This is a genomic window from Streptomyces sp. NPDC088707, from assembly GCF_044752725.1.
Lineage (GTDB): Bacteria > Actinomycetota > Actinomycetes > Streptomycetales > Streptomycetaceae > Streptomyces.
Genome location: NZ_JBIVLV010000002.1, coordinates 253,962 through 268,684, shown reverse-complemented (window position 1 = coordinate 268,684; position 14,723 = coordinate 253,962). Strand labels below are relative to the sequence as shown.

At 74.0% G+C, this 14,723-nt stretch carries 15 protein-coding genes and 1 pseudogene; 9 read left to right on the top strand and 7 right to left on the bottom strand.

What is annotated here, in order from left to right; translation table 11 throughout:
* Positions 1-27: 27 nt before the first annotated feature.
* Both ACIP84_RS08710 and ACIP84_RS08705 read left to right on the top strand, forming a co-directional pair.
* Entirely contained in the window at positions 28-354 is a 327-nt protein-coding gene (locus ACIP84_RS08710) for a hypothetical protein (RefSeq protein ID WP_355959209.1), read from the top strand.
* Positions 355-559: 205 nt separating this feature from the next.
* The gene (locus ACIP84_RS08705; protein ID WP_401796229.1) at positions 560-1,195 is read left to right on the top strand and encodes an ATP-binding protein; all 636 of its coding nucleotides are present in this window, start codon (positions 560-562) and stop codon (positions 1,193-1,195) included.
* 34 nt (positions 1,196-1,229) lie between these two features.
* On the opposite strand, the gene ACIP84_RS08700 is transcribed toward ACIP84_RS08705, so the two are convergent.
* The 3 genes and pseudogenes from ACIP84_RS08700 to ACIP84_RS08690 form a co-directional block, all read right to left on the bottom strand.
* On the bottom strand, positions 1,230-3,797 hold the full coding sequence (locus tag ACIP84_RS08700; RefSeq protein WP_401796226.1) for an FtsX-like permease family protein: 2,568 nt from the start codon (positions 3,795-3,797) through the stop codon (positions 1,230-1,232).
* 161 nt (positions 3,798-3,958) lie between these two features.
* A pseudogene (locus tag ACIP84_RS08695) lies at positions 3,959-4,720 on the bottom strand (ABC transporter ATP-binding protein); the annotation flags it as partial.
* Positions 4,717-5,016: an SHOCT domain-containing protein gene (locus ACIP84_RS08690; protein ID WP_355959216.1), complete on the bottom strand. Its 300-nt coding sequence runs from the start codon at positions 5,014-5,016 to the stop codon at positions 4,717-4,719. The pseudogene ACIP84_RS08695 and the gene ACIP84_RS08690, both read right to left, overlap by 4 nt.
* A gap of 199 nt (positions 5,017-5,215) precedes the next feature.
* Here ACIP84_RS08690 and ACIP84_RS08685 point away from each other — a divergent pair, with 199 nt between their 5' ends.
* Both ACIP84_RS08685 and ACIP84_RS08680 read left to right on the top strand, forming a co-directional pair.
* Positions 5,216-5,800: a TetR/AcrR family transcriptional regulator gene (locus ACIP84_RS08685; RefSeq protein WP_401796223.1), complete on the top strand. Its 585-nt coding sequence runs from the start codon at positions 5,216-5,218 to the stop codon at positions 5,798-5,800.
* 35 nt (positions 5,801-5,835) lie between these two features.
* Positions 5,836-6,420 (top strand): DUF4865 family protein, encoded by a 585-nt coding sequence (locus tag ACIP84_RS08680; protein ID WP_401796220.1) that lies wholly within the window; start codon positions 5,836-5,838, stop codon positions 6,418-6,420.
* 104 nt (positions 6,421-6,524) lie between these two features.
* Here the strand turns inward: ACIP84_RS08680 and ACIP84_RS08675 are convergent, their stop codons facing one another.
* Positions 6,525-7,295: an SAM-dependent methyltransferase gene (locus ACIP84_RS08675; protein WP_401796217.1), complete on the bottom strand. Its 771-nt coding sequence runs from the start codon at positions 7,293-7,295 to the stop codon at positions 6,525-6,527.
* A gap of 293 nt (positions 7,296-7,588) precedes the next feature.
* Here ACIP84_RS08675 and ACIP84_RS08670 point away from each other — a divergent pair, with 293 nt between their 5' ends.
* Complete coding sequence (locus ACIP84_RS08670; RefSeq protein ID WP_401796214.1) at positions 7,589-8,254, top strand: DUF4232 domain-containing protein; 666 nt, start codon at positions 7,589-7,591, stop codon at positions 8,252-8,254.
* A 9-nt stretch (positions 8,255-8,263) separates the two neighbouring features.
* Positions 8,264-8,737, top strand: coding sequence for an SRPBCC family protein (locus ACIP84_RS08665; protein ID WP_401796211.1), 474 nt, complete (start codon positions 8,264-8,266; stop codon positions 8,735-8,737).
* A gap of 74 nt (positions 8,738-8,811) precedes the next feature.
* Here ACIP84_RS08665 and ACIP84_RS08660 read toward each other — a convergent pair whose 3' ends face one another.
* Positions 8,812-10,038, bottom strand: a complete 1,227-nt coding sequence (locus ACIP84_RS08660; RefSeq protein ID WP_073902194.1) for an ROK family protein — start codon at positions 10,036-10,038, stop codon at positions 8,812-8,814.
* 366 nt (positions 10,039-10,404) lie between these two features.
* Positions 10,405-10,638 (bottom strand): hypothetical protein, encoded by a 234-nt coding sequence (locus tag ACIP84_RS08655; RefSeq protein WP_355959227.1) that lies wholly within the window; start codon positions 10,636-10,638, stop codon positions 10,405-10,407.
* A gap of 281 nt (positions 10,639-10,919) precedes the next feature.
* On the opposite strand from ACIP84_RS08655, the gene ACIP84_RS08650 reads away from it, so the two are divergent.
* Both ACIP84_RS08650 and ACIP84_RS08645 read left to right on the top strand, forming a co-directional pair.
* On the top strand, positions 10,920-12,149 hold the full coding sequence (locus ACIP84_RS08650) for an MFS transporter (RefSeq protein ID WP_401796207.1): 1,230 nt from the start codon (positions 10,920-10,922) through the stop codon (positions 12,147-12,149).
* Positions 12,150-12,324: 175 nt separating this feature from the next.
* Positions 12,325-12,660 carry a hypothetical protein gene (locus ACIP84_RS08645; protein ID WP_401796204.1) on the top strand — a complete coding sequence of 112 codons (336 nt, stop codon included), beginning with the start codon at positions 12,325-12,327 and terminating at the stop codon, positions 12,658-12,660.
* Positions 12,661-12,672: 12 nt separating this feature from the next.
* On the opposite strand, the gene ACIP84_RS08640 is transcribed toward ACIP84_RS08645, so the two are convergent.
* On the bottom strand, positions 12,673-13,071 hold the full coding sequence (locus tag ACIP84_RS08640; RefSeq protein ID WP_401796201.1) for a MarR family winged helix-turn-helix transcriptional regulator: 399 nt from the start codon (positions 13,069-13,071) through the stop codon (positions 12,673-12,675).
* 87 nt (positions 13,072-13,158) lie between these two features.
* Between ACIP84_RS08640 and ACIP84_RS08635 the strand changes: the two genes are divergently transcribed.
* The gene (locus ACIP84_RS08635) at positions 13,159-14,709 is read left to right on the top strand and encodes an MFS transporter (protein ID WP_355959233.1); all 1,551 of its coding nucleotides are present in this window, start codon (positions 13,159-13,161) and stop codon (positions 14,707-14,709) included.
* Positions 14,710-14,723 lie beyond the last annotated feature (14 nt).

The window sequence follows — 14,723 nt, the reverse complement described above, 5'->3', positions numbered from 1 at the left end:
GCAACCGGGTGAAAGGGGCGGATCGGCATGTCGGAACCCGAGTTCAGCGCCAGGGGCGTACGGATCGCCCGCTGGCCGCGTTCACTGACACGCGCGGGCGAGGTGCGGATCGAGGACGGGCGGCTCGCCCTCCTCACGAGTTACGGCAGCGAGATCGACAGCGCGCCCGTGACGGCGGTCCGGGCGGGGCGGCCGTGGTTCGCGAAGCCCGACGAGGCGGTGGCCACCGTGAACGGCACGCGCTACCGGCTGACCCTGGACAAGGGCGGCGCCGCCGGGGGCGACGACCGCGCCGCGGCGGAGGAGTCGGGACGGTTCCTGGCGGCGTTGAAGCGGGCGGCAGGGCGGCGCTGAGACGGCCGCTCGGCCGTCGCGGGTCGCGTCTCGCGGGTTGCCGCGAGTCGCCGTGAGTTGCGGGACGCTCACCACTGGTTCACGCTGATACCACCTCACCGAGGGTTGACCGGTGGTGACAGCGAGCTCAGGTCGCCGCCCTGCTGTACCGCATGTGAGATCCGAATCTTCGTCTTCTTCCGGACTACTTCGGGGAGCCGCAGCCGTGATCAGCGAGCCGAGCAGGTACTACGCGGTGGAGCTCCAAGCCCTGCCGTCGCGGATCGGACAGGTCCGCAGGATTGTCTCCGCGCATCTCCGTCATTGGCAGCTCGACGCTTTGATCGACCATGCCGTGCTCGGTGTCACCGAGCTTCTGACGAACGTCCACCGGCATGCCCAGCCGGACAAGCGCTGCACCGTCGAGATCGAGCTGCTGCTCGACCGCCTCACGGTGTCCGTACGGGACCACGACCCCCGCATACCGGAGGCCGTCGGCTGTCCGGACCCGCTCGCCGCGTACGAGGCCGGCGAAGGCTGCGACGAGCTGACCACGTCCGGTCGCGGCCTCGCCATCGTCGGTGCGGTCAGCGAGAGTTGGGGGGTCCGCCCGTGCGGGGCCGACGGCAAGGTGGTGTGGTTCACGCTCGCCGCGCCGCCGCCCGCCGTCCCGGTCGAGACACGGTCCTACGCCGTGCGGGGCACGACGGTCGAGGGCCCGTTCCGCGAGTACGCGCCGTTCCCCGGCGTTCCGCTCAGCACCCCGGCCGACCCCGCCGCCGCACCGGCCCTCGAGCCCGTGCTCTCACCGGCCCCCGCCGTGGCCACGGCCCGCCGGGTGCCGGCGGGCCGCACGGGCTGACGGGGCGGCCCGAGAGGGCCCCTCCCCGGGCCCCTCACTCCGTGGCGATCGCCCGCAGGATCTCCAGACGGGCCGCCCGGCGCGCCGGGCGCAGGGCCGCCACGGCCCCGGCGACCACCCCCACCAGGGCCACCGTCGCCAGCTGCACCGCCGGTACGGCGAAGGCGAACGCGCTGTCGCCCGAGCCCTCCGAGGCGCGGACCAGCACCCAGCCGAGAAGGCCGCCGAGGACGAGTCCGCCGAGCGTGCCGAACCCCGCCACCAGGACCGACTCCCAGCGGACCATGGCCCGCAGCTGCGCCCGGGTCTGGCCGACGGCCCGCAACAGGCCCAGCTCCCGCGTCCGTTCGTGGACGGACAGCGTCAGCGTGTTCGTGATGCCGAGCAGCGCGATCAGGACCGCGAGGGCGAGGAGCGCGTACACGAGGGTGAGCATCATGTCGATGCCGCCCGCCGACGCCTCCGCGTACTCCTCCCGGGTCTGCACCTCGGGCTGCCCGTAGCGGTCCGCGACCTCGGTCACGGCCGCCTTGCCCTCCTCGGTGCCGACCCCGTCCGCGAAGGAGACGGCGACCAGGGTGTCGGAGTCCTGGGTGCGGTGCGGGGCCCAGGCCTCGCGGGTGACGAGGTAGTCGCCGGCCAGGTCGGAGCGTTCGTAGACCGCCCGGACGGTGAAGGTGTGCCGGGTGCCGTCCGTGAACGTGAGCTCGGCCGTCCGCCCGGGGGCCAGTCCCGCGGAGGCCGCCTCGTCGGCGGCGACGGCGAGCCCGTCCGTACCGAGGCCGGTGAGGGAGCCCCGCACCGCGCCCAGGTCGAGGGTCCGGGAGAGCGCGGCCGGGTCGGTGACGGTCAGGGCGCGGCCCCTGCCGTCCACCTCCGCCACGCCGCGCCCCAAGCCCACGGCGGTGTCGACCTCGGGCAGCGCGCCGACGGCCGGTGCCAGGCGCGGGCTGAGCCCCGCGCCGCCGGCGCCGAACGCGGCACCGCTGATGGCGACGTCGCCCGCGAACGAGCGGTCGACCGTGCGGTCCATGGTCGCCTTGAGGGAGGCGCCGAAGACCGTGAAGAGGGTGACCACCGCGACGCCGATCATCAGGGCGGTCGCCGTCGCTGCCGTACGCCCCGGGCTGCGCAGGGCGTTGCGGCGCGCGAGGCCGCGGTTGGCGCCGCCCAGGGGGCGGCCGAGGACCCGTACGGCGACCGAGGCGGCCACCGGGCCGAGGACCACGAAGGCGGCGACGGCGAGCGCCGCCCCGGTCGCGGCGAACCACAGCGAGGGAGTGCCGAGCACCCCGGCGAGGACCGTGCCGACCGCGACGGCGAGCAGGACGCCGCCGGTCACCACGCGGGCGCGTGACGTGCCCGAGGCGTCCACCTGCGTCTCGCGGAGCGCGGCGAGCGGGGCCGTGCGCCCGGCCCGCACCGCGGGCAGGAGCGCCGAGCCCGCGCAGACCGCGAGGCCGACGGCGAGCGGCAGCACGAGGGAGGTGCCGGTCACGATCAGGTCGCCCTCGGGGAAGGGGAAGCCGATGGCGGGGAAGAGAGCCTGGAGGCCGGCCGCCACGCCGATCCCGGCGAGCAAGCCGGCGAGGGAGGCGGCCAGACCGACGCTCAGCGCCTCGGCGAGGGTGCCGGTGACGACCTGCCGCCGGGCGGCGCCGATCGCGCGGAGCAGGGCGTTCTCGCGGGTCCGCTGGGCGACGAGGACGGCGAACGTGTTGTGGATGCTGAAGACGGAGACGAGTACCGCGACCCCGCTGAACACCAGCAGGAAGGTCGTGAAGAGGCTGAGGAAGCGGCCGGAGACCATCTCGGTGTTCTCCTCGGCGGCGCGCTGCCCGGTGATCGCCTCGACGTCGTCCGGCAGAGCGGGGGCCAGGGCGGCGACCAGTTCCTCCTGGGAGACGCCGGGACCGGCCCGTACGGCGATGCTCGTCGCCTCGCCCGGGCGCGCCGTCAGATACCGCTCGGCGTCGGCGCGGGTCAGACCGGCCCAGGTGACCTGGCCCATGCCGTCCGCGCCGCCGAAGGTGGCGAGACCGACCACGGTGACGCGCACCGGGTCGGGGGTGCGCAGGACCGTCGTGTCGCCCAGGGCGAGACCCGCGGCCTTCGCGGCGCCCCGGTTGACGACGACCTCGCCGGGGGCGCTCGGGGCACGGCCCTCCGCGAGCTTGTACGGGTTGAGGGCCGGGTCGTCGATCCAGTTCCCGGCGAGGGTGGGCGGGCCCTTGCCGCCGACGGGGGTGCCGTCGGCGGCGAGGAGCTGGCCGGCGCCCTCGATCCGGGGCGCGGTGGCGGCGACCCCGGGCACGCGCGCGAGGCGCTCGGCGAGGTCCGCGTCCACGGGGCCGCGGGTCCCCTGGGCGTCGCCCGAGGCCGTCACCGTGACGGCGCTGCGGACGACGGCGTTGGTGCCCCGGCTCGCGCCGGTGAACATCGAGTCGAAGCTCGCCCGCAGGGTGTCGCCCATGACGAGGGTGCCGGTGAGGAAGGCGACGCCGAGGAGAACGGCGACGAAGGTGCCGAGGAACCGGCGCCGGTGGGCGCCGAGGGAGGAACGGGCGAGGCGGAGCGAGGCGGGCGTGGAGGGAGTTCTCATGGGGACACGCCCCCGGTGGCGAGGGTGGTCGGGTAACCGCCGGTCGGGTCCGGGCCGGCCGGGTCGGGGGTGGTCGGGTGGGGGCCGGTCGAGTTCGGACCGGTCGGGTAGGCGCCGACCGGGTGGCCGTCGCTCGGACGTGCCCCGGTCCCGGTCGTCGTCTCGAACGCCTTCATGCGGTCGAGGACGCGGTCGGCCGTGGGGGCCGTCATCCGGTCGACGAGCCGGCCGTCCGCGAGGAAGATCACCTCGTCGGCGTGGGCGGCGGCGACCGGGTCGTGGGTGACCATGACGACCGTACGGCCGGTCTCGCGTGCCGTACGGCCGAGCAGGCTCAGCACCTCCTCGCCGGAGCGCGAGTCGAGGTTGCCCGTCGGCTCGTCGGCGAAGACGACGTCCGGGTCCCCGGCGAACGCCCGGGCGACGGCCACCCGCTGCTGCTGTCCGCCGGAGAGCTCGCTCGGCCGGTGGTGGAGACGGTCGCGGAGCCCGACCGTGTCGACGATCCGGTCGAACCGCTCCCGGTCGACGGTGTGCCCGGCGAGGTCCAGCGGAAGGGTGATGTTCTCGGCGACGGTGAGGGTCGGCAGCAGGTTGAAGGCCTGGAAGACGAAGCCGACCCGGTCACGGCGCAGCAGCGTCAGACGGCGGTCGTCGAGCGTCGCGAGGTCGGTGTCGCCGAGGAGGGCGGCGCCCGAGGTGAGCGTGTCGAGCCCGGCGGCGCAGTGCATCAGGGTGGACTTGCCCGAGCCCGAAGGGCCCATGACGGCGGTGAAGCGGCCGACGGGGAAGTCGACGCTCACCCCGTCCAGGGCCCTGACCTCCGTGTCGCCGCGCCCGTAGACCTTGACCGCGTCGACGACACGGACGGCGGCGGGACCGGTGACGGGCACGGTCCGGAGACGCTTGTCGGTGGCGGTCATGCCCGGCGCCCCTTGGAGTCGGTACGACGGCCGAACTGCTCTTCGAGGACGGTCAGCCGGCGCCAGTACTCGTCCTCATCGATCTCCCCGGCGGCGAAGCGGTGGCCGAGGAGGGCGATGGGCGAGCGGTCGTCCGGACCTTCGGCGCGGCCGGGGCCGCCGTCGCGCCACGGGCCGCGGCCGCGACGCCATCCCGCGCGGCGGGCGATCGTGACGATGCCGACGATCGCCACCGCCCAGACGAGGGGGAAGAGGAGGACCCACGGGCCGGGGCCCGCGTGGGCGAGTGTGTTCATGGGGTTCAGCTCCTCGGTGCGCCGCGGTCGGAGCCCTGTGGCGGGTGCGCCGTGACCGGTGCGCTGTGGTGGTCTTCTTCCGTGGTTCGAGGCTCCCTCCGGGTGGGGGGCGGGCGCGTCGTACGGGCAGCGGCATCGCGTGTACGACGGCGGGAGTACATGACGGCTCAGGCCCTCCTTTCGATCTGTACCTACTGGTATGTACAGTGCGGTCATGAGCACCTCCGAGCGACTGATCGAGGCGACCCGCGAGCTCCTGTGGGAGCGGGGGTACGTGGGGACCAGCCCCAAGGCCGTGCAGCAGGCGGCGGGGGCGGGCCAGGGCAGCATGTACCACCACTTCGCGGGCAAGCCCGATCTGGCGCTGGCCGCGATCCGGCGGACGGCCGAGGAGTTGGGCGCCGCCGCCGAGGCCGTCCTGAGCGGCGAGGGCACCGCGTACTCCCGCATCGAGGCCTATCTGCTGCGCGAGCGGGACGTCCTGCGGGGCTGCCCGGTGGGCCGGCTGACGATGGACCCCGAGGTCGTCGCCGATCCCGTGCTGCGCGCGCCGGTCGACGAGGTGCTCGGGCGCCTGCGGGACCGGCTCACCGAGGTCGCGCAGGAGGGCCTGGACAGCGGCGAGTTGAGCGCCTCCCTCGACGCGGAGGACATCGCGGCGACGGTCCTGGCGACCGTGCAGGGCGGGTACGTGCTGGCGCGCGCGACCGGGGCGCGAGAGCCCTTCGACAGTGCCGTACGCGGAATCCTCGGCCTGCTGGCCCCGCGTACCCCCGCCGGCTGAACAGATCTTTCCCGAGAGGCGATGGGAGCCTGCCAGTGCACGCCATGCAGTACGAGATCACCCTGCCCGCCGACTACGACATGGGGATCATCCGCGAACGGGTGGCGACGCGGGGCCATCTGCTCGACGACTTCCCGGGGCTCGGTCTGAAGGCGTACCTCGTGCGGGAGCGCGGGGACGCGTCACCGGTCGACCAGTACGCGCCGTTCTACCTGTGGGCCACCCCCGAGGGCATGAACTCCTTCCTCTGGGGCCCTGGTTTCCAGGGCATCGTGAACGACTTCGGCCGGCCCGTGGTGCAGCACTGGACGGGCCTTTCGTACGAGGAGGGGCCCGCGTCCGGTGCGGTGCCGGGCACCGCGACGCGTCGCAGGACTCCGCTCGGGGAAGAGGTCCCGCCCGGCGAGGCCGTGGCGGACGCGGTGGCCCGGCACGCGCGCGAGGCGCGGCGGGACGGGGTGGTGGCCTCCGCCCTGGCGGTTGATCCGCGCCACTGGGAACTGCTCGCGTTCACCTTGTGGGCCGACGCGGAAGCGCCCGCCGACGAGGGCGAGCGCTTCCGTGTCCTGCATCTGTCCGCGCCGGGGCGGGGGCTGTTGGGGGCTGGGAGGCAGTGGTGAGCGGGGGCCGGCGACCACCCCGGGGTGGTCGGCCTGAGCCCGGTGGCCTTGCCGGATCGGTCTGAGCAGGCCGCGGCCTGAGCCGGGTGCCGCTGCCGGGTCGGTCAGGCCACGGCGACGAGCGTCAGGTAGGCCATGCCGAGGACGCGCCGGTAGCCGTTCACCCACGTCGAGCGCTGCCGGTCGACGCGCTCCCGGGTCTCGGCGGCGAGCGGGTGGTCGGGGTGGGCGGCGAGCCAGAGTTCGGTGTCGTACCGGTAGCCCGACTCGAACTCCTCCCACTCCTCGGCGGTCGCCGTCTCGATCCACGCCGGCCGGAACCCCGCCTCGATCGCGAGGTCGACGAGGGTGCCGAGGGTGGTGTGCTCCCCCTCGTTCGCGCCCGGCCACATCCCGGCCAGCTCCTCGTCCGTGGGCGTGCGGTCCCAGAAGCACTCCCCGAGCACGACATGCCCTCCGGGCCTGACGAGACGGCGGAGTTCGCTCAGGGCGGCGGAGAGGTCGTGCGGCTGCTCGGGGTCGCAGAGGGCCTGGCTCGATCCGTGGCAGAGGACCACGTCGACGGGTCCCCGGTCGGTACCGAACGCCGACTCCTCGACGAACTCGACACGGTCGGCGAGGCCACGGGCCTCCGCCAGGGCCCGGCCACGGGCCAGGTCCTCGCCGTTGATGTCGATGCCCGCGCCCTTGGCCGTCGGCGCGGCCTCGACGACACGGAGCAGCAACTCTCCCCAGCCGCAGCCGATGTCGAGCACATCGGCGGGCTCGATGGCGGCGAGCCGCGCGACCATGCGGGTCGCGCGGGCCTCGGAGAGCGGACTGTGGAAGGTGAGGCTGCCGAGACGCGGGGGAAGATCATGATCAGAAATGGTCATGAGGCGGAACGGTACGTCGTCCAAGGGCCCCGGGCCAGGGGTTTCCGGTCGAGGAGGTGCGCGGCGGGGTGCACCCCGTCCATACGCCGTGGTGATTTCGGCAAGACGCCGTCACCAAGCCGTGAAGTTTCTTCGGGACCCTGGGAATTCGGACCGACCAAGCTCGGACCGGGTCGGATCTCTCTGATCGGCCGGATCTCTCTGATCGGCCGGATCGGTCGGATCGGTCGGAGCAGGTCTGGCCAGTTCGTTCGTCGCCGCGCCGTGCGCGCTTCTCATCGGGGGACATCGTCATGAGCACCGTCCGCAGATCCGCCGTCGTTCTCGTCGCCCTCGCCGCCGTCACGCTGACCGCCTGCGGGCCCGGCGAGGACGGGGCGGCAGGTGGTCCCGCAGCACCGTCGGCGACTCCGTCCAAGTCCACGGCACCGCCGGCCACACCGCCGAAGGCCCCCACGAAGCCCCCGACCGACGCGCCGACCGAGGCTCCCACGAAGCCCCCGGCCCCCTCCAAGCCCACGACGCCCTCGGTGGACCCCGACTACGACGTGTTCCCGTGCAGCACCTTCGACGTGACCTTCACCGCGACCCTGGCGGAGCCCACGACCAGCAGCTACCTCCTGAAGATCACCAACAAGGGCGGCAAGCCCTGCCGGGCGCTGGGACACCCGGTCGTCACCTTCGGCGACCTCGACGGGAAGGCCGTCGAGCGGGGTCCGGCCCCCGGCATCGAGGACGCCATCCGGCTCGCGCCGGGACAGTCGGCGTACGCGGGACTCATGGGCGGCCTCAAGGACGGCACGGGCACCACCGTCCACTCGATCGCGATGACGATGAGCACCGACTCCGACCTGGAGCAGAAGCCGCTCAAGGCCTCGACCCCGGGCCTGTACGTGTCGCCGGACAAGAACTCGGTGACCGCGTGGATGACGAACGCGGAGGACGCCCTCAGCCTCTAGCCTGGAGACGTGTACACCACGCGCGTGTCCCGCCATGTCGACGCCCCGCCCTCGGCCGTCTACCGGGCCCTGCTCGACCCGGAGGCGGTCGCGCGCTGGCGCGTGCCGTACGGAATGACCTGCGAGGTCCATGAGTTCGACGCGCGCGAGGGGGGCACCTTCCGGGTCTCCCTCACGTACGACACCGCGGACGGCACCGGCAAGTCGGGGGCCCGCACGGACACGTACCACGGGCGCTTCGTGGAGCTGCTCCCGGACGAACGCGTCGTCGAGGTCACCGAGTTCGAGACCTCCGACCCGGCGCTTCAGGGCCCCATGACCCTCACCACGACCCTGATCGCCCTGGAGGGCGGCACGGAGGTGGTCCTCGTGCACGAAGGGGTGCCCGACGGCGTGGCCCCCGCCGACAACGAGGCCGGTACGCGGACGGCCCTGGAGCGGTTGGCCGCGCTGGCCGAGGGGCGGGCCGACCCTCAGGCGTGACGCCCCTGGCCGGGCGGGCCGTCGGACCGGGTTGCCCGGGCCCCGCTGCCGGACCGGCTCGTGCGGGTGGCCGGTCAGACCCGCTCGCGGCTCAGCGCCGCCAGCGGGTCGTCCAGGACCGGCTGCCACGCCAGCTCGGCGGCGCCGACGAGGCTGTTGTGGTCCAGAGTGCAGGGAAGGATCGGCACACCGCCGCTGCGGCCCCAGAGGCTGCGGTCGGCGACGACCGCGCGCAGGCGCTCAGGGTCGGCGTCGAGCAGCTCGCGGTGGAGGCCGCCCAGGATGATCCGGTCCGGGTTGAGGATGTTCACCAGGCCCGCGAGGCCGAGGCCCAGACGGTCGATCAGCTCCCCCACCGCGACCCGTACGCCCGGGTCGTCGGGGCTCGTGCGCAGCAGGTCGCGGGCCTGCTGGAGCAGGGACACCTCGGGGCCGGGGGCCCGGCCCGCGGCGGTGAGGAAGGCGAGCGGGTCGGTCTCCACGTCCAGGCAGCCGCGGCTGCCGCAGTGACAGGCGCGGCCCTCCGGGTTCACCGTGAGGTGGCCGACCTCCAGGGCGAGGCCCGCGCTCCCGGTGTGCAGGCGACCGTCCAGGACGAGCGCGCCGCCGACGCCACGGTGTCCGGTGGCCACGCAGAGCAGGTCGCGGGCGCCGCGGCCGGCGCCGTGGCGGTGCTCGGCCAGGGCGGCGAGGTTCACGTCGTTGCCGGTGAAAGCCGGGCCGTCGATGCCGGCGGCCCGTACCCGCTCGGCGAAGATCTCCCGGACCTGCGCGCCGGCGGGCCAGGCGAGGTGCAGCGGGTTCAGCGCGGTGCCCTCGGGCTCCGCCACGGCCGAGGGGGCGGCGAGCCCCGCGCCGACGCAGCGGCGGCCGCTCTCCCTGAGCAGGGCGACTCCGGCCTCGACGACCTCGCCGAGGACCTGGGCCGGGTCGGCGGAGACGGTGACACAGCCGGGGACGGTGGCCACGATGGTGCCGCCGAGGCCGACGAGGGCGGCGCGGAAGCCGTCGGCGTGGACCTGGGCGGCCAGGGCGACGGGGCCCTTCTCGTCGACGGCGAGGCGATGGCTGGGGCGGCCCTGGGATCCGGCGGCTGCGCCGGGGTTGGAGTCCACGCGGATGAGGCCGAGGGCCTCCAGTTCCGCGGCGACCGCGCCGGCGGTGGCGCGGGTGACGCCGAGCTCGGCGGTGAGGACGGCCCTGGTGGGGGCCCTGCCGGTGTGCACCAGCTCCAGCGCGGGGCCGAGCGCGTTGCGCCCCCTGTCCAGCCGTGTCCGGGTCGTCGTCGCCTTGCCGTTCATGGGGGCGAGTCTCCCATGATCAGGGGGTGGGGTGTCCCCCTGGGCGGGGTGCGGGGTATCCGCCGAGTGGTCGGGCGGGTTCCTTCGGAGCTCCGGACGCGGGGACGCGCCGGGACCGTGTTCGGGACTGCGCGGGGTACGGCGCGTGCCGGGCCTTCGCGAGGGCGGCTTCTTCTCTCCCTGCGCATCCCCCACTCTCCTGCGTCGCCGGCCGACCCGCCGTGCTGCGGGCTCGGTCCCGGGCGAGGGCCGCGGCGCCGGCCGACCCGTCGTTCGGGCGGTCCCGGGCGAGGGCCGCGTCGCCGACGCACCCGTCGTGCGGGCGGTCCCGGGCGAGGGCTGCGTCCTCGCCCGGGACCCGTCAGGTCAGTGCGCGCCGAGGAACGCGCCCTCCGGGCCCTTCTCCCAGCCCTTCTCGTGACACGAGCCGGTGAAGATCGTTCCGTAGACGGCCGGGACGCCGGCCACCGAGCAGTGCGAGCTGAAGCCCGCGCCGCCGGCGGAGAAGTACCCCGCCCCGAATCCGTCGTTGGCGAGCGCGGAACCGGCGCCGCCCAGCAGGATGCCCACGGCCAGGACAGACGCGGCGAGAGAACGCATGACTACTCCTCAAGATCTCGGAATGACGTGCCAGAAGGTGCTCGTCTGCCGGTCAAACGCCTGCGGAAATGGCGAGACACGGCGTCTCACTCCAATGCCGGGCGGGCGGATCCAGCGCAGAAACGATGCTTTCCAGTGGCCCGTTGGGGAGTTCTGACCTGCGCCTTGTCACCCGGACAGCGTCATGGGGGTGCGTGTCGCCTGTCGATGATCAAGGGGCGTCCTCCGGTTCGTCCGCCGCTCGCTTGATTGCGGCCGGGGCATGCCCCTATCCTGAGTTTGTGCCGCTACTAAACAAAGTACGGACGGCCGTTCCGGGGGGCTCCGGCGGAGACACCGCCACCCACTCCCTGTCCCGCCTCCGCGTCGCCCTGACCCTCTTCTTCGCTCTCGACGGGTTCCTGTTCGCCGGCTGGGTCGTCCGGATCCCCGCCGTCAAGCAGCAGACCGGCGCCTCGGCCGGTGACCTCGGCCTCGCCCTGCTCGGGGTGTCCGCAGGCGCCGTCATCACCATGACGCTGACCGGGCGGCTCTGCCGCCGCCACGGCTCCCACGCCGTCACCGTCGCCACCGCCGTCCTCCTGTCGCTGTCCGTCGCGCTGCCGGCGCTCACCCGGTCGCCGCTCGCCCTCGGCCTCGTCCTGCTCGTGTTCGGGGCCGCGTACGGCGGGATCAACGTCGCCATGAACAGCGCCGCCGTGGATCTCGTGACCGCGCTCCGGCGCCCGGTGATGCCCAGCTTCCACGCCGCGTTCAGCCTCGGCGGCATGATCGGCGCGGGACTCGGCGGACTGCTCGCCGGGGGCCTGTCCCCGACCGCCCATCTGCTGGGCCTCACCGTGGTCGGTCTGGCGCTCACCGCCGTCGCCGGGCCCGTACTCCTGCGGCACCCCTCCCCCGCCCCGGCCCCCGAATCCCTGGCGCCCGCCGCCGGTGCGAAGAGCGGGCGGTCCGGCGGGTCGCGGCGCATCGTCCTGGTCTTCGGTGTGATCGCCCTCTGCACGGCGTACGGCGAAGGCGCACTCGCCGACTGGGGCGCCCTCCACCTGGAGCAGGACCTCGGCGCGCACCCGGGGGTGGCCGCCGCCGGGTACTCCGTGTTCGCGCTCACCATGACCGCGGGGCGCCTCTCCGGCACCGCGCTGCTCGAACGCCTCGGCCAGACCCGGACCCTGGTCCTCGGTGGCACCACGGCCGCCGCCGGCATGCTGCTCGGCGCGCTCGCGCCGAGCATCTGGGCCACCCTGCTCGGCTTCGCGATCACCGGTCTCGGGCTCGCCAACATCTTCCCCGTCGCCGTGGCCCGCGCCGGTGCCGTCGCCGGACCCGGCGGGGTCGCGACCGCGTCCACGCTCGGTTACGGAGGCATGCTGCTCGGCCCGCCGTCCATCGGGTTCCTCGCCGACTGGTTCTCCCTGCCGGTGGCACTCACGACCGTCGCCGTGCTCTCGGCCGGGGCCGCCGCGATGGGCTACTGGGCACGGAACGCCGGGGCCTCTCGGACGAGTTGAGCCCCCGGCGCGCCTCGTTCGCCTTCTGGGCGCGACGGCAGGCGCACGAGACCGCCGTCCACCACGCGGACGCCGAGTCGGCGCTCCCGGCGGGGCCGCGGCCGGTCAGGCGCAGGTCGCGGCCGACGGCATCGACGAGCTGCGCTTCCGGTTCCACGGCCGGAGCCGCGGCCGGGTGCGGACGGACGGGCCCCGGGCCCTGCGGGTGCGGGCGAGCGACACGGGCGATGTGCGGACGGTGCGACCCTCGGCGACCGAGCCGCCCCGGACCGAGCGGGACGGACCGGCCTCGGAGCCGATGGACACCGAGCGGGACGGACCGGCCTCGGAGCCGATGGACACCGAGCGGGACGGACCGGCCTCGGAGCCGGTGGACACCGAGCTCGCCGGGGCCGCCGACCGGCTGTGCCTCGTCCCGTTGAACCGGCTGCCCGTCGACGCCGTGACGCTCCCCGGCGACGAGGAGCTCGCGCGGGTGTGGCGCGAGACCTCCGGGATCACCTGGTCCTGAACCAGCGCCCGCTCAGGCCGTCCCGTCCAGCATCCGGGTCAGTACGTCGCGCTGGAGGGGCCGGACCTCGGCATGACGGGCGAGGCCCTTCTCGGTCAGCTTCACCTGGACGCCGCGCCGGTCCTCGGCACACATCCCCCGCACGACCAGGCCGTCCTTCTCCAGGCGTGCGATCAGCCGGGACAGGGCGCTCTGGCTGAGGTGGACCCGCCCGGCCAGTTCCTGGACGCGCCAGGAGGCCGGGCCGTCCTCCGCCGCGCCCTCCGCGAGCACGTCGAGGACCTCGAAGTCGCTGGCGCCGATGCCGTACGGATGGAGCGCCCGGTCGAGCTCACAGGTCGTACGGGCGTGCAGGGCGAGGACGTCACGCCACTCGTCCACGAGCGCGCGTTCGGACTTGTTCGCTGCCATGGCCGCACGGTAGCAGAAGCGACCCCTTTTGTTGCACGGGAATTAAATGCACTCGCATTCAATGCATGTGCATGTACTGTCCTGCCCATGACCTCTCCGCTCACCGACGCGCCCACCGGTGTGTCCGACTCCGCCCGGGAACGCTGGAGTCCGCGCCTCTGGGGCACCCTGCTCGTGCTCTGCGCCGCCATGTTCCTCGACGCCCTCGACGTCTCCATGGTCGGCGTGGCCCTGCCCTCGATCGCCACCGACCTCGGCCTCTCCACCGCCACCCTCCAGTGGATCGTGAGCGGCTACATCCTCGGCTACGGCGGCCTGCTCCTCCTCGGCGGCCGCGCCGCCGACCTGCTCGGCCGCCGCCGGGTCTTCCTCATCGCGCTGGCCGTCTTCGCGCTCGCCTCCCTGCTCGGCGGGCTCGTCGACTCCGGGCCCCTCCTGATCGCCAGCCGCTTCATCAAGGGGCTGAGCGCCGCGTTCACCGCCCCCGCCGGCCTGTCGATCATCACCACGACCTTCAAGGAGGGCCCGCAGCGCAACCGGGCCCTGTCCATCTACACCACCTGCGCCGCCACCGGCTTCTCGATGGGCCTGGTCCTGTCCGGGCTCCTCACCGAGCTGAGCTGGCGCTGGACGATGCTGCTCCCCGCCCCCGTCGCCCTCGTCGCCCTGGTCTTCGCGCTCCGCCTCATCCCGCACAGCGCCCGGGAGAACGCCTCCGGCGGCTACGACCTGCCTGGCGCCGTCACCGGCACGGCCGCGATGCTGCTGCTCGTCTTCACCGTCGTCCAGGCGCCCGAGACGGGCTGGACCTCCGTGCGCACCCTGCTGTCCTTCGCGGTGGCCGCCGCGCTGCTCGTCTCCTTCGTCCTCATCGAACGCCGGAGCGCGAGCCCCCTCGTACGGCTCGGAGTGCTGCGCTCAGGCTCGCAGGTACGGGCCCAGCTCGGCGCGGCGGCGTTCTTCGGCTCGTACGTCGCCTTCCAGTTCATCGTCACCCAGTACATGCAGTCACTGCTCCACTGGTCGGCGCTCCAGACGGCCCTCGCCTTCCTGCCGGCCGGAGTGCTCGTGGCGCTCTCCTCCACCAAGATCGGCGGCATCGTGGACCGCTTCGGCACCCCACGGGTGATCGCCGCCGGCTTCACGCTGCTCGTCGTCGCGTACGCCCTGTTCCTGCGGATCTCCCTCACCCCGCAGTACGCCGCCGTCATCCTGCCGTCGATGCTGCTGCTCGGCGCGGCCTGCGCGCTCGTGTTCCCCTCGCTCAACATCCAGGCCACGAACGGGGTCGACGACGACGAGCAGGGCATGGTGTCAGGACTCCTCAACACCTCTATCCAGGTCGGCGGCGCACTGTTCCTCGCCGTCGTCACCGCCGTGATCACCGCGGACGGCGGCGAGGGCACCGCTTCGCCGCAGGCGGTCCTGGACGACTTCCGTCCGGGCCTCGCCGTGGTCACGGTCATCGCCCTGGCCGGACTGCTCGTCACGCTGCCGGGTCTCCGGACGAAGCGGAAGCAGGACGGCGAGCCGTCGGTCGTCGTCGCCCGCTCCACGCCGTCGCGGGCGGACGCCACGGGGACCGGGAGCGGTACGGCCACCGAGGACGCTCCGGCGAAGGTCGCCGTCCGCGACTAGGGAGCGCGTCCGGA

What these genes read in the sequence shown, in the direction of transcription:
- ACIP84_RS08710 (WP_355959209.1), top strand. Translation starts at nt 28, where the DNA reads ATGTCGGAACCCGAGTTCAGCGCCAGGGGCGTACGGATCGCCCGCTGG.
- ACIP84_RS08700 (WP_401796226.1), bottom strand. Translation starts at nt 3,797, where the DNA reads ATGAGAACTCCCTCCACGCCCGCCTCGCTCCGCCTCGCCCGTTCCTCC.
- ACIP84_RS08690 (WP_355959216.1), bottom strand. Translation starts at nt 5,016, where the DNA reads ATGAACACACTCGCCCACGCGGGCCCCGGCCCGTGGGTCCTCCTCTTC.
- ACIP84_RS08685 (WP_401796223.1), top strand. Translation starts at nt 5,216, where the DNA reads ATGTACAGTGCGGTCATGAGCACCTCCGAGCGACTGATCGAGGCGACC.
- ACIP84_RS08675 (WP_401796217.1), bottom strand. Translation starts at nt 7,295, where the DNA reads ATGACCATTTCTGATCATGATCTTCCCCCGCGTCTCGGCAGCCTCACC.
- ACIP84_RS08670 (WP_401796214.1), top strand. Translation starts at nt 7,589, where the DNA reads ATGAGCACCGTCCGCAGATCCGCCGTCGTTCTCGTCGCCCTCGCCGCC.
- ACIP84_RS08660 (WP_073902194.1), bottom strand. Translation starts at nt 10,038, where the DNA reads ATGAACGGCAAGGCGACGACGACCCGGACACGGCTGGACAGGGGGCGC.
- ACIP84_RS08655 (WP_355959227.1), bottom strand. Translation starts at nt 10,638, where the DNA reads ATGCGTTCTCTCGCCGCGTCTGTCCTGGCCGTGGGCATCCTGCTGGGC.
- ACIP84_RS08640 (WP_401796201.1), bottom strand. Translation starts at nt 13,071, where the DNA reads ATGGCAGCGAACAAGTCCGAACGCGCGCTCGTGGACGAGTGGCGTGAC.
- ACIP84_RS08635 (WP_355959233.1), top strand. Translation starts at nt 13,159, where the DNA reads ATGACCTCTCCGCTCACCGACGCGCCCACCGGTGTGTCCGACTCCGCC.